This is a genomic window from Paenibacillus agricola (genome assembly GCF_011440305.1).
Classification (GTDB): domain Bacteria; phylum Bacillota; class Bacilli; order Paenibacillales; family NBRC-103111; genus Paenibacillus_S; species Paenibacillus_S agricola.
Genome location: NZ_JAAOIW010000009.1, coordinates 163,504 through 176,541, shown reverse-complemented (window position 1 = coordinate 176,541; position 13,038 = coordinate 163,504). Strand labels below are relative to the sequence as shown.

The 13,038-nt window shown below is 42.9% G+C and carries 15 protein-coding genes; 11 read left to right on the top strand and 4 right to left on the bottom strand.

Going from position 1 to position 13,038, the window contains the following annotated elements:
• Window positions 1–47: 47 nt before the first annotated feature.
• From G9U52_RS23315 to G9U52_RS23305, 3 genes are all read right to left on the bottom strand, one after another.
• Window positions 48–425 (bottom strand): DUF4345 domain-containing protein, encoded by a 378-nt coding sequence (locus tag G9U52_RS23315; protein ID WP_166153053.1) that lies wholly within the window; start codon window positions 423–425, stop codon window positions 48–50.
• 75 nt (window positions 426–500) lie between these two features.
• Window positions 501–689, bottom strand: a complete 189-nt coding sequence (locus G9U52_RS23310; protein WP_207953157.1) for a hypothetical protein — start codon at window positions 687–689, stop codon at window positions 501–503.
• A gap of 167 nt (window positions 690–856) precedes the next feature.
• The gene (locus G9U52_RS23305) at window positions 857–1,069 is read right to left on the bottom strand and encodes a hypothetical protein (protein WP_166153050.1); all 213 of its coding nucleotides are present in this window, start codon (window positions 1,067–1,069) and stop codon (window positions 857–859) included.
• A 305-nt stretch (window positions 1,070–1,374) separates the two neighbouring features.
• Here G9U52_RS23305 and G9U52_RS23300 point away from each other — a divergent pair, with 305 nt between their 5' ends.
• Together G9U52_RS23300 and G9U52_RS23295 are read left to right on the top strand one after the other, a co-directional pair.
• Window positions 1,375–1,737 (top strand): MerR family transcriptional regulator, encoded by a 363-nt coding sequence (locus G9U52_RS23300; protein ID WP_166153048.1) that lies wholly within the window; start codon window positions 1,375–1,377, stop codon window positions 1,735–1,737.
• Window positions 1,738–1,751: 14 nt separating this feature from the next.
• Entirely contained in the window at window positions 1,752–2,570 is an 819-nt protein-coding gene (locus G9U52_RS23295) for an SDR family oxidoreductase (RefSeq protein ID WP_166153047.1), read from the top strand.
• 330 nt (window positions 2,571–2,900) lie between these two features.
• On the opposite strand, the gene G9U52_RS23290 is transcribed toward G9U52_RS23295, so the two are convergent.
• Window positions 2,901–3,074 (bottom strand): hypothetical protein, encoded by a 174-nt coding sequence (locus tag G9U52_RS23290; RefSeq protein ID WP_166153045.1) that lies wholly within the window; start codon window positions 3,072–3,074, stop codon window positions 2,901–2,903.
• A 541-nt stretch (window positions 3,075–3,615) separates the two neighbouring features.
• Here G9U52_RS23290 and G9U52_RS23285 point away from each other — a divergent pair.
• The 9 genes from G9U52_RS23285 (at window position 3,616) to G9U52_RS23240 (ending at window position 12,890) form a co-directional block, all read left to right on the top strand.
• Window positions 3,616–4,185, top strand: a complete 570-nt coding sequence (locus G9U52_RS23285) for a TetR/AcrR family transcriptional regulator (protein ID WP_166153044.1) — start codon at window positions 3,616–3,618, stop codon at window positions 4,183–4,185.
• Window positions 4,186–4,477: 292 nt separating this feature from the next.
• Window positions 4,478–5,392: an NmrA/HSCARG family protein gene (locus G9U52_RS23280; RefSeq protein ID WP_166153042.1), complete on the top strand. Its 915-nt coding sequence runs from the start codon at window positions 4,478–4,480 to the stop codon at window positions 5,390–5,392.
• A 341-nt stretch (window positions 5,393–5,733) separates the two neighbouring features.
• On the top strand, window positions 5,734–6,273 hold the full coding sequence (locus tag G9U52_RS23275) for an NADPH-dependent FMN reductase (RefSeq protein ID WP_166153041.1): 540 nt from the start codon (window positions 5,734–5,736) through the stop codon (window positions 6,271–6,273).
• Between the two features lie 386 nt (window positions 6,274–6,659).
• Window positions 6,660–7,514 (top strand): transporter substrate-binding domain-containing protein, encoded by an 855-nt coding sequence (locus G9U52_RS23265; RefSeq protein ID WP_166153040.1) that lies wholly within the window; start codon window positions 6,660–6,662, stop codon window positions 7,512–7,514.
• Between the two features lie 31 nt (window positions 7,515–7,545).
• Window positions 7,546–8,190: an amino acid ABC transporter permease gene (locus G9U52_RS23260; protein ID WP_166153038.1), complete on the top strand. Its 645-nt coding sequence runs from the start codon at window positions 7,546–7,548 to the stop codon at window positions 8,188–8,190.
• Window positions 8,191–8,204: 14 nt separating this feature from the next.
• Window positions 8,205–8,948 (top strand): amino acid ABC transporter ATP-binding protein, encoded by a 744-nt coding sequence (locus G9U52_RS23255; protein WP_166153037.1) that lies wholly within the window; start codon window positions 8,205–8,207, stop codon window positions 8,946–8,948.
• A 17-nt stretch (window positions 8,949–8,965) separates the two neighbouring features.
• Complete coding sequence (locus tag G9U52_RS23250) at window positions 8,966–10,180, top strand: M24 family metallopeptidase (protein WP_166153035.1); 1,215 nt, start codon at window positions 8,966–8,968, stop codon at window positions 10,178–10,180.
• 90 nt (window positions 10,181–10,270) lie between these two features.
• Window positions 10,271–12,232, top strand: a complete 1,962-nt coding sequence (locus G9U52_RS23245; RefSeq protein ID WP_166153034.1) for an FUSC family protein — start codon at window positions 10,271–10,273, stop codon at window positions 12,230–12,232.
• A 343-nt stretch (window positions 12,233–12,575) separates the two neighbouring features.
• Entirely contained in the window at window positions 12,576–12,890 is a 315-nt protein-coding gene (locus G9U52_RS23240; RefSeq protein WP_166153033.1) for a heterocycloanthracin/sonorensin family bacteriocin, read from the top strand.
• Window positions 12,891–13,038 lie beyond the last annotated feature (148 nt).

Sequence of the window (13,038 nt, the reverse complement as noted above, 5' to 3'; positions counted from 1 at the left end):
CCCCATCATCGATGGCCTATTAAGGTCCATCCTTCGCTCGTAGCCGATCAACCAAATCTGAAATATTGCAGCAATACAATAGCAGCCCCTAAAGCAATTTCAAAGACCATGATAAAATCAAAATATTTCCCTGCCGAGCCAACTTTGATACTTGAATACAGCCTGCCGAGACCCGAGCAAATGACGACAACACCAATAAAATAGATTAAATCGGTAAACTCGCTAAAATGAAAAACAGTCCAGGCCATCAGGAAGCCCAGGCCGAAATAAATGCCACTCAAGAACCGGACCAAATTATCTAAGACGCGTTGTGGCGGAGTTGTACTTGGCAAGAAAGAGCCTGCTCCTTTTGTCAAAAGGTTTAAACCTCCTGCCCAGCATATCAGGGTAATCAGGCCCAGCAAAATCCTTAGAGTCAATTCCATTGCTTTTCTCCCCTTTGGTTTGCGATGTTCTAGATACTGCGTTGTAATTCTCGGTCGTCATGAATCCTTGAAGCGTTATATTCGGCTCTCTGCATCTCCCCGCTGTCGTTGCTCAGCTTGTCTTTGAGCCGTCTCAACTATAGCTCCGCCAACCTTCGCGACTTTATCCCAGAAGCCCATAGGATCATCTCTCTTTCGGATCAAATAAGACAACAATTGCTTCTCCGATTCCAAGTGTCGGGAGTTGATCCTGTATACCACCAAGATTTTCTGGAAGCAAGTTCGCTACTGCACTCTTATCAGATTGATTCGATAGTCGAAGCGCAACTACGTTATTACACTGACTCATTACAGTAGTGTTCAGTTCAGAAGGACGTTGGCTAATAATGAGTAGGCTACCTCCATATTTGCGTCCTTCCTTGGCAATTCGCTCAAAATGAGCCTGCAGTAGGGATAAAGGCAGTTTGCCGCTTGCTGGCCCCGTCCAACTGGTCCACATCTTTACGGTTTAATTCTTTGGCCCACCGCAAGACCATCTTGGGATCCAGTTCATGCTGCCGGGATACGACCGTAAAGTTCCCGATCTCTTTCCCTTTTCGAATAATTTCCATCTTGAAATTAAGGTCATATTGCACACGTTTCATAACGTTCCCCTCCGTCTACTTTTATTGAATTGGATTAAGGGGTGTGCTGTCCAAGTCTTCTAGGGGGCTAAAAAGGCATCTTAGGTTCTGGAATTCTGTCAAGATAGTAGACACTTCGTTAAGAGTATGATTAGGTAGCCTTCATAAAACTCGCAGCAAAACACTGAGTATAACCCCCTCGCAAAACAAGTTTCTGTCTTATCCCACTGAAAGCCTTGACATAGAGTGCACTCTAGATGATATGCTTTAAACTAATTCATTAGAAAGGAGAAATGTCCGATGTCAAAAAACGGGTGGATCTTCTTATGAGTCTGCAAATTAGTCAACTCGCCAACGAGACTGGATTATCAATTCACACGCTTCGTTACTATGAAAAGGAAGGTATTCTTCCGCCCGTAAAGCGTAGTGAAAACGGCATTCGCATTTATGATTCCGAAGACATTGAATGGATCAAATTCGCTTGCTGCCTTCGCGAAACGGGAATGGGTATTGCCGAAATGAAGAAATTCGCGCAACTCGTCATTCAGGGAGACGAATCTAAAAACGAGCGTATTAAACTGCTTCGTCAACAAAACACGCGAACCAAAGACCAAATTGAGCAACTAACGCGCTGCATGGAACTCATAAATCGCAAAATCGAGTTATATTCTTCCCCAGCAGGGGATTAGAGGAGGAACTAAGGATGAAAACTATATTGATTACCGGTGCATCGGCAGGAATCGGGAGAGCAACGGCCTTACATTTCGCGAACAAAGGATGGAATGTAATTGCAACCATGCGTTCTCCTGAAAAAGAAACGGAATTTACCAAGGTCGAGAACATTTTGGTCACCCATCTCGACGTTGAAATCAAAGAATCCATCCACAACGCGATTGAGCAAGGGATCACGAAATTCGGGAATATTGATGTGATTGTAAACAATGCAGGTTACGGTGCATTTGGTATCTTTGAAGCTGCAACAGAAGAACAAATCCAAAGACAGTTTGACGTCAATGTTTTTGGCCCGATGAAGGTAATAAAATCGATCCTGCCTCACTTCAGAAAGAATCGTCAGGGACTTATTATCAACATTAGCTCCGGGGGAGGAAGACTCGCACTTCCGTTGTTTTCTCTTTATAATGCTTCCAAATTCGCCCTAAACGGACTTACGGAAGCTCTATTGTACGAGTTAGCCCCACTCAATATTCGGGTAAAGATCGTAGAGCCGGGACGCACTAATACCGATTTTGCAGGGAGATCTATGGACCCGCTGCAGGATACCCAATTGACGAATTATAGTGAAATCGAGCAAAAAATCGGATCAGTGTACCAAGGCTTGTTTGACCCTCAACAAGTCGATTCTCCGAATCTTGTTGCCGAATTGATTTACAAGGCGGCAACTGATCCTTCCAGCCAATTGAGATACCATACCGGCGAAGAGTTAATGAAGGCACGTGAAGAACTGAACGAAGATGAGTTTATTAGCAATATGGCACAAAGCTTTGGTATTGATATTCCATAATATTGCAGCAAAAAGATGTCGACGTACATCACATGGTAGCAAGGACAAAGACGAACAGTTTCCTGTAAATAGTTGCTGTTCGTCTTTGTAATTAAAGTAGCACTAGGTAAGCATTTGATGTGATCTCCAGCTTTTCCTCTGCTCCACACGGAGCGTGCCAGTTTCCAAAGCACTCCGCGTACCATCTAATTGAAATTACTAGTTCATTAGCTCCTCGTTACTCATGGATATGGATGGCCCCTATGTTTCCATATGCTCTCTAACTTTAGACCCTTACATTCGGTTGTTTGTCAGTTCCTTTTTCGGAACATACTCACCATATTCAGTTTTTCAGCCGCGGGGAATATCCATTGGCGTACCTGTTCCGTTAGGATTCTTTGGCCCACCGCAAGACCATCTTGGGATCCAGTTCATGCTGCCGGCTACGGCTGTAAAGTTCCCGATCTCTTTCCCTTTTCGAATAATTTCCATCTTGAAATTAAGGTCATATTGCACACGTTTCATAACGTTCCCCTCCGTCTACTTTTATTGAATTGGATTAAGGGGTGTGCTGTCCAAGTCTTCTAGGGGGCTAAAAAGGAAGCATTGTGAAAGCAATGATTAAAGCCGCGGAAAACCAATTTGAAAAAGTAAAGATATATACCTGGAAAGAAATGAATGAAATATTATAGCCCACTCGATCGTAATGATTGAATGTGTTTTTCCAATCAAGATTGGACGATGAAAGTTTAGTACATACACCTATTCGGCTTACAATTCTAATTAAACAATTAAGGACAATACATCGTAACGTAACTACATATAGCAATGCTGCTGCACCGATTCCAAGGAGTTCGCCGGCGTGTATGCGGGAGAGCTCTTTATTGTCCTCCTTCGACAACGATTTGGCTTATAGAGCGTTCTTATAAACCACTGCGTTTTTCATAAGAATCGAATATTGGTTATTTATATCCGACAGAAGATCCAGATCCTCGACCCGAGATAATCTATTACTATTTCTTTGTTAAATGATTTATACTAATGGTAAAGGAGTGGGGTACAAAAAATGAGCACTCGAGGCGCAACAAAAGAAGCCTTTTTGTCCACAGGGATAAATTTATTTATAGAACACGGATTCGATCAAGTCACGATCAATCAGATATGTAAAGAGATTAATGTGACAAAAACCGCCTTTTACTACTATTTCAAATCCAAAGATGAGTTAATATCCGAATTTTTTTCGGTTGACAATCTGATAACCCAGGATGATTTACTGGAAATTCTGTCTGTCAGCGATTATGCCGATCAGGCCATGAAGGTAATGGGGACTTATGTTAAGCATATTGTTCGCTCGGGAGTCGAACTGACCAAGGAATTTTACAGGGTCCACCTTCGAAATGAAATCATTCCGCTCACCAAGGGCAAATCAACGTTGTTGGGCAGCATTATTCCAATTCTGATTCAACGGGCCAAAGACGCGGGTCAAGTGAAAAACCCGGCGAGTGCTGAAGATTTGCACGATACGATGTGTTGTATTGCCAATGGGGTCTGTCTTCATTGGGCTATCGAGGGCGGTAATTTCGATGCTCTGGAAGAAAGTAGGAGGCGATTTGAAAACCTGCTGATCGTGAAATGAGAAAACGCCCGTCACAATTTGGATGCGCCAAGGCGCCTTCGTGATTTCGGTCAAGCTTTACAGACCATGAGGATGCGGGCCCGCATATCTTTTGTCTTTCATGCAAAATAGGGTAGAAGTACGCACCGCTCAAGAGAGTGGGTGCGTTTTTTTGTATTTGCTTTGATTATGATTGAATTGGTTAAATTCACAGGTGATAATAAAAGTAACCTGACTATTGACTAAACTTTACCTGAGTAATATAATTCAGTTGTTCATTCAAATTCATTCTGTATGATTGGAGAGATTAAGTATGGAACAAAACTCGTTAGAGTCAATTTTAATTATAGGCGGCACAGGAACACAAGGCGGAAATGTAGCTCGTGAGTTGTTGAAACACGGTCATCGTGTGCGTATCCTTACCAGAAACGCGGAGTCATCGGCTTCCAAACAATTGGCTGCTAAGGGTGCTGAAATTATCCAAGGAGACATGGCCGATTTGGCATCGTTGGAACCTGCCATGGAAAATGTATCGGCGATTTTTTCGGCACAGTACGCCGACCCCTCCGATCCCGCGGTTGAGCCGCGTAACGCTGCAAACATGGTGCAAGCTGCAAGGAAAGCCGGTATCGAACAAGTCGTACACACATCGGTCGCCGGCACCAATCTGTTTCCGCGTTGGGACAAATACAAGTCCCTCGCTCAGATCTGGGAGGCCAAGTACGAAATCGAAGAGAGCATACGCAATGGCGGTTTCCGGTATTGGACGATTTTGCACCCTTGCTGGTTTATGGAAAATTTTGTGGAGCCTAGTGCAGCATTTATGGCGCCTGAATTGAAAAATGGGGTTTTGTTTGGCGCTATGAATGGGGATACCCCTTTAAAACTGAATTCCGGGGAGGATACAGCCAAATTCGCCCGTGCAGCTTTTGAGAATCCAAAGAAGTTTCATGGAAAGGATATTAATGTCGCAAGCGATGAGCTTTCCATGACGCAGATTGCACAAACGCTGAGTCGCGTTCTTGATAAGAAAGTGGTCTTCGAAACGGTCAGTAATGAGGAAGCCGTAAAGCGTGGTCTGTTTCAAGGAACGGTTTATTTTATGGAATGGATGGAGAATGTTCCTGGATATGGATTTGAAATTCAAGAAACAAAGCAGTATGGTGTTGCACTTAAGTCTTTTGCGGAGTGGGTTGAGGAAAACAGACATAGGTTCGAAATTAACTAAATCGCATTTGTTGAAGGCTTAGCGGTCTCCATAGATGTGCACACATACAGAGGTAACAAGTGGAATTAGCTGAGAAATTATTGTTTTTTACAATTGAAGTGAAAGTCGTCTGCGGAATTCGCAGACGGCTTTTTTGTCTAAATGGGATGATGATACCAGCTCTAAGGTGGCGAAGGGTGTCGTCCAAGAGTTGCTACGCACCGCATAGGGGTGTAATTCCCACGGTCTACTTTGTTCATGTCCAATCAAGAAGAAGGGTTTGAATATTTGCCTTTAATTTTAATCATAATAAGATGGGATCTTTTAAATTTCATAAATCAACTTATCAGGAGGAAAAAATAATGGGGAAATTAGCTATCGGAATTATCTTAGGAAGTACTCGTCAAGGACGTGTAAGTCCACAAGTGGGAGAATGGGTAAAAAGTATCGCTGATAAACGCAACGATGCTAATTATGAAATCGTAGATATCGCAGACTTTAAGCTGCCACTTTTAGGAGAAGTCGATGCTACAGAACAAGCGACAGCTTGGAATGCAAAGCTTGCAAGCTTGGATGGCTTCGTATTTATCGTTCAAGAATACAACCACAGTATATCAGCATCATTGAAAAATGCACTTGATTATGCGCGTGATGCATGGAACAATAAAGCAGCTGGTATTGTTAGCTATGGTTCCGTGGGCGGGGCTCGTGCAGCTGAGCATTTACGTGGAATCTTGGGGGAATTGTCCGTAGCGGATGTTCGTGTACATCCCGCATTGTCACTATTCACTGATTTTGAGAACGGAACTGTTTTCAAACCAGCTGATCTGCATCTTACAAATGTTAATGGCATGCTTGACCAAGTGCTTGCTTGGAGCGGTGCATTAAAAACGTTGAGATAGTATTCAAACCCCCACTTCTTAGAGATGAGGGATTGTTCCATTGGCACTCTATTTTTTTAACCGATGACCCTTCTGCGACCCATGCAGAGGGTTTTTTGCCGAAGCAGGCAAGCTTGCGCTTAACAACATTTTGGCTTTCTGGGAAGAGTGACTGGCAGGGCATCAATCCTTCATCCCATAGCGTTCTTGTCTCACCTGGTCAATCCCGAGAAAACAGGTTTCCGATGTGGTCAGCTCCGCAGGGGTGTTGCAAGGAACGCTTTATTGGCACTTTTAAAGCAAAGAAAAGCTTGCTTTAGAAATCATTGAAAGTGGCAAACTAAAGGTGATCAGTGTCATTGAACGTAAATCATTACACAATGGTTAAACCACAGGAGGAAAAAGATATGTCGATTAAAGTGAAACAATCATTCAGAGCCGTTATGTTAGTAAGTGCAATTGCCCTCGTATTAGCGAGCTGCTCCACGAAGTCTACGCAAACGCCGGAGACAATGCCAAACAATACACCTGCTGGGACATCGGCAAACTTGCTGGATAACATTAAGAAATCGGGAAAAATTAATATTGGCCTCATGGGAACTTACGCTCCGTACAATTTCCTGAATGACAAGCATGAGGTCGACGGATTCGACGCCGATGTCGCCAAGGAAGTTGCTAAGAGAATGGGCGTTGAAGTCGAATTCATTACTGGGGAATTTTCCGGCTTGATCGAAGGGCTGCAGAAGGATAAATACGACGCGCTAGTCTCCCAAGTGACGATTACGGAAGATCGCAAAAAAACGATGGATTTCTCAACACCTTATATTAAAAACAGTGTTAATGTCATAGTACAAGAAGGAAATACGACCATCCAATCCGTTGAAGATTTTAAAAGCAAAAAAATCGGTGTTGGGCTAGGCACTAACGACGAAAAATATTTGCGCGAAACATTGATTCCGAAGGTGGGAGATTTTGAAATCGTTACTTATAATGATGTAATCACTTCGTTAACGGATTTGAATATCGGGAGAATCGATGCGACTATTAACAATATGTTTGCCATTACACCACTCGTTGAAAAAAATCAGATCAAAATTAAAGCGGTAGGGGAAGCTATAAAAGATGATTTTGCCGGTATCGCTATTCGTAAGAATAATCCAGAGCTGCTGGGTGCGGTCAACAACGCTTTGGATGAGATGAAATCTGACGGCACGTTTAAAGAAATATTCCAAAAATGGTTTGGTGTCGATCCTAACATCTAAAGGGAGTACAGCATATGGGGGAGATGCATGAATGGGACTTGTTGCACAAAACTTTGATTTTCTTCTGAAGGGCGCCTACTATACTTTGTATATTACGATCGTCTCGATGTTTTTTGGCTTCTTTCTCGCTTTGATCTTAGCCATCGCCCGTTTGAAAGGAAATCTGCTGATAAGCAGTATAGCCAGAGTCTATGTTTCAATCTTTCGTGGAACCCCGATTCTTGTGCAAATATTCATAGTATACTTTGGTTTGCCTGATTACGGGATCAAATTTGGTCCGCTTACCGCGGCCTGTGTTGCTCTTAGTCTTAACATTGCCGCGTATTTATCCGAAACGTTCCGCGGTGCGATTGTTTCGGTCAGCAAAGGACAGACGGAAGCCGCTTTATCTCTTGGCTTGTCCCCTTGGCAGACTATGCGGAGAATCGTTCTTCCGCAGGCTGCGCGAGTAGCGATCCCGCCAATGGGCAACACCTTTATCGGTATACTGAAGGAAACCTCTCTCGTTTCCATCGTTACCGTAACTGAGTTGCTGCGATCGGCTCAACTGTTAATAGCAAATTATTATATTGCCATGCCATTCTATATTGCCATTGCCATCATGTATTGGATCATGAGCTTGGTCTTTTCCGCTATCCTTAACCGTATTGAAGATAATTTATCGAGAGCTTATTAAGGGCGTGTTTCAGCATGATTGAAGTAGACAAGCTTTCAAAAAGCTTTAACAATTTGGAAGTCCTGCATAGTGTTCGTTTTAATGTCCGTCCTCAGGAAATCGTTGTGCTCATTGGACCGAGCGGTTCCGGAAAAAGTACGTTGCTTCGCTGTCTTAACGGTTTAGAGGAGCCGAGTGAAGGGTTGATTCGTGTGGGCGATGTGATGTGGGAAGCCTCCATGGACGCCAAGAAGAAAAAGCAAGCCATTCGGCAATTTCGTACATTAACAGGGATGGTTTTTCAGTCTTTTAATTTATTCCCGCACATGACGGTGTTGCAGAATATTATTACGGCACCCTTGTTTGCTAAGAAAGTGCCTAAAAAAGAAGCTATTCAGTTAGCCGAAGCTTTGCTCGAGAAGGTTGGCTTGCTGAATAAGAGGGATGAATATCCTTCCCGGCTTTCCGGTGGTCAGCAACAGCGAGTAGCGATAGCAAGATCGCTGGCGGTTCGGCCGCAAATTATGCTATTCGATGAGCCCACTTCGGCTCTCGATCCGGAATTGACTGGTGAAGTATTGTCGGTGATGAAGCAGCTTGCCTTAGAAGGTATGACGATGATTATTGTCACCCATGAGATGAAGTTTGCCCAAGAAGTAGCGGACCGTGTCATTTTTATGAGTGAAGGTAGTATTCAAGAAGAAGGAGAGCCAGAGTCGTTTTTTTCTCAACCGAACACGGAGCGGGCGCGCAAGTTTTTGCAGCAATTTAACCATTAGCTGGAGGTGTTTGAGATTTGCTGCATATAGATGAAGATCATTTAAAAGCAATTGATGAGAGAGCAAGATTCATTATGGAAAGAGAAAAAATCGATGCTCTCGTGGCCCTGAGTTGTGAGAATTTTTACTACCTATCGGGTCACCCGAGTACTTTTATGTATACATTGCGCATGAACGAAGTAGCCATTGTTGTCTTGTTTCGCGATCCAACCCGCAAGAAGGTCATCATTATGAATGATTTCGAAGCCTCTGGTGTTTCGGCAAATTTACAGGGATGCGAGATTAGGACCTATCCGACATGGGTAGACGTGGACGATCCGCTCGGTCTTCGAGGTGGCAAATATGAGGGCAAGCGTCCCACGGCCCATCAGGTGCAGGAAATGTTCGGATTGTTTCATGAAACGTTGGCTGAGTTTGGCGTTCAAAACGGCATCATTGCCATCGAGTTAAGCGCCTTACGGCACGAGCCCATGAATGTATTACGTCAAATCGCTCCAAATCTAAAGCTTGTAGAAGCAGGCGGGATATTTACCGAGCTGCGGGTGATCAAAACGGATTGGGAAATTGAGCAGCTGCGCTTAAGCTGCGTTTATGCCGAATCCGGAATAGTTGAAGCGATCCAGACGATTCGAACAGGCAGTACGGCCGCAGAAATTGCTCATGCTTTCCGATTAGCCTTGATGAACCATATCGAAGGATCGGTTTCCCGATTCAATATGATTTCTGTAGGGGCTCATTTTGCCCCTGCACATATATTCGATACTTATCCAGCGAAAGCGGGAGATGTGATCAAGTTTGATGTGGGTGTGGATGTGAACGGATACGGTTCGGACATTGCCCGGACCTTTGTGCTCGGTTCCCCCACGGATATAGTGAAGCATATTTACGAGGCGCTACGAGCAGGGCACGATCACCTCCTGCAAATCATTAAGCCGGGGATACCGATGCAAACTGCTTTTCACGAAGCGATGAATGTGATACATGATGCCGGATTGGACAATTACAACCGAGGCCATCTGGGACATAGCGCGGGTCTAAGCCTCGCGGCAGAGGAAGCTCCGTTCATCAGTCCTTCCGAAAAAGCCGTCTTTTGTCCAGGCATGGTCGTTTGTTTGGAAACGCCGTACTATGGCTACGGTATTGGAGCAATCATGATTGAAGATATGGTGCTCGTCACTGAAAACGGCTGCGAGCGGCTTAATAAACTTTCTCGGGATCTTATTTCTCTTTGAACGTATCTCACAAAGTGGTAAAGCGGAGAGTGTTGCTTGGGAAGTTATACACTTTATTTTGAAGTAGAAATTTAGAAAGGATTATGTAGAATGAACCATATAAAGCAAAGGAAATCAGGAGGAGCAGACGATTCTAAAATCAAAACGCTTCATAAAACGTTTGTACAGGCATTTAAATTAAAAGATATTCCGTTTCCATATCTTAAGGCTTTTAGAGCCGGACTGGCTGCTTCATTGCCTGTGTTTATCGGACTTTTATTGAATCATTTTGAGTATGGTTTGCTAGCTAGTCTTGGGGGGTTTACCTATCTATACGTTTTTAATCAACCCTATGCACAGAGAGCTAAAAGAATTTTCTTTGTCATGTTAGGAATCACTTTATCCATTGTGTTAGGTACTGTTTTGGCACCCTATCCGCTTGGTGCAGCTTTTGTAATGGGCCTTATTGGAGCACTGCCGATATTTATATTTGGTGCTTTACGAATTACAGGGCCCTCAGCTATATTTTTCATTTTAATTTATGCGATGACGACAGGTATGCCTGTTGATCCATCGCTGGCCCCGTTACGTGGAGGACTTGTGTTGCTAGGTGGGGCGCTATCTTGGATAATCTCCATGCTAGGTTGGTTTGTCAACCCTCATGGACCTGAAATTAAGGCAATGAAGAAGGTTTATTATGAATTGGCTGAGGTTCTAAATTCTGTGGGTACCGAGAATTTTAATACGGCTAGACATCGAACCGTTTTGGCCTTGAAAGATGCAGAAGATATCCTCGTGGCTGGATATTCCACTCTAGCAAAAGCAAATACCTTTAAGCGATTGTTTTTATTAAATGAACAAGCTAATACCCTATTTTTGGAAGCACTTGAATTAGCTTTCAAGGGTAAGGCTAACCTACCGATAGAATTAACGCAATCTGTTCGTGCTCTTGCACTTGCCATTGGAGATAAACAGAAAATTAATGAAACCATTCCACACCAAGAGCAGATGGATAAAGAAGTAGAGAATTTATTCGTAAAAATTAACAACGCCTATGCTGTATTGAATGAATCGGTTGATCATATCCAACGAGAAGTCCAAATTTCAAAACCATCACTAAAAACTCAATTTCTAGGAAATTTCGATAAAAATTCGGTCGTCTTTCTCACGGCTGTACGCAGTGGAGTTTTCATTATTTTTGCGGCCATTATTGCCATTTCTTTCGACTTTAATCGTTCCTATTGGATTCCATTATCCTGTGCTGCTGTCATGGCTGGATCTACTTTTATCGGCACTTTCCACCGTGCTATTCAAAGGGCTTTTGGAACTATAGTAGGTATTTTAATCGCAAGCTTGATTCTTGCAAATGTGCATAACGGGTATATGATCATCCTCTTTATATTAGGTTTAACGTTTCTAACCGAGATTTTTATTGTTAAAAATTATGGATTTGCTGCGATGTTTTTTACACCCGCTGCTTTAGTGATGGCGGAATACTCAACTGGTGTTTTTGACTTTCCCTATTTTGCGACAGTAAGAATTACGGACATCTTAGTAGGAAGTATGATTGGTCTTGTTGGTACGATCGTCATTGGAAGGAGATTAGCATCTGGTTTGCTGAACCATTTTATCGCTAAAACCATTCGAAGTCAGGGACAATTTTTACTAATGCTGTTCTCCGAAAACAACAGCAAAATTACAATTGATGAGAGTAGAGAAAGAAGTAAAATGCAAACCAATTTATCCAACCTATTAACGGTATACAATACCTCTTTAGGTGAGTTGCACATTAATAGGATAGAAGCCATGTGGCCCATTATATTCTCGGTAGAGCAAATGGGTTATTACCTAGACGCAAGTTTAAAATATTATGAACGGTCCGTCCTTTCAGAAGCAGACCTCTCTGAATTGCTCTATATATTTGAAACCATGGCCATAGCAGTAGATCACAATTCCCCTTTTAAAATGAAAAATATACCTGAAATCGAAGGATTCTCAAAAATTCGACATGAAATTTTAGTTCTTCAAGAAGTTCTAAAGTTAAGAGGGAATCTGCATAATAACCCTCAATAATTATTGAAGTAAAGCATATTACCGAGAAAATTCGATTCTTCCTTCCTTAGCGTAGGAAAAATCGAATTTTTGTTTCCAGAATAGGTCTTAGCGTATGTTTTGTCAAAATCTTTGTACTACCCTTACTAATTGTACTCAATTGTGCGAATAAATGCTTCATTTGGGCGACTCTTCCCATGCTTCCTCCGGTCACAATAGCTTGCTTTGGTACAAACGCCCATATAATGGGCGTTTGTATTAGTAACAGAAGCGGATAATTACCATAGATTGGAGGTATGTTCAGTTCAATCCTTCCTTCATGGTTGTATCAGTGATCAGAAAAAAATAATAGGAGGTTTTTACAATGAATCAATTTCAAAATGATCTTCAACAATTGAGCGTTTCCCAATTTCAGGCCGGAGAGATGACGCCTTGGAATCAACAAAACCAGTACCCAGGGGTTCAGTTTCCAAATGGCATGAATCAGCAGGACCCGTCACGGCTATGCGTTGGTTTCGGCGGCTTTTGTGTTGGTTTTTGTGGTGGTTTTTGTGGTGCTGCTTGTGTAGGTTTTTGCAGCGGTTTCTGTGGTGGCTTTCAATGCGGTGGCTTTCAATGCGGCGGTTTTCAATGCGGTGGTTTTCGTTGTGGCGGATCTTGCCATCATCGTTGTCGTTAACTTTATTGTTTCAAGGTTGTTAATTAAAATTGCATCGGCTAGTGGAGAAGAGCCCGCCCCTTACAACAACAGGTTGTCAGGGGCATTTATTCATTACAGGGAAGGCATGTGGGACGAATTAAGGTACATATAATATTGAAGAGAGGGT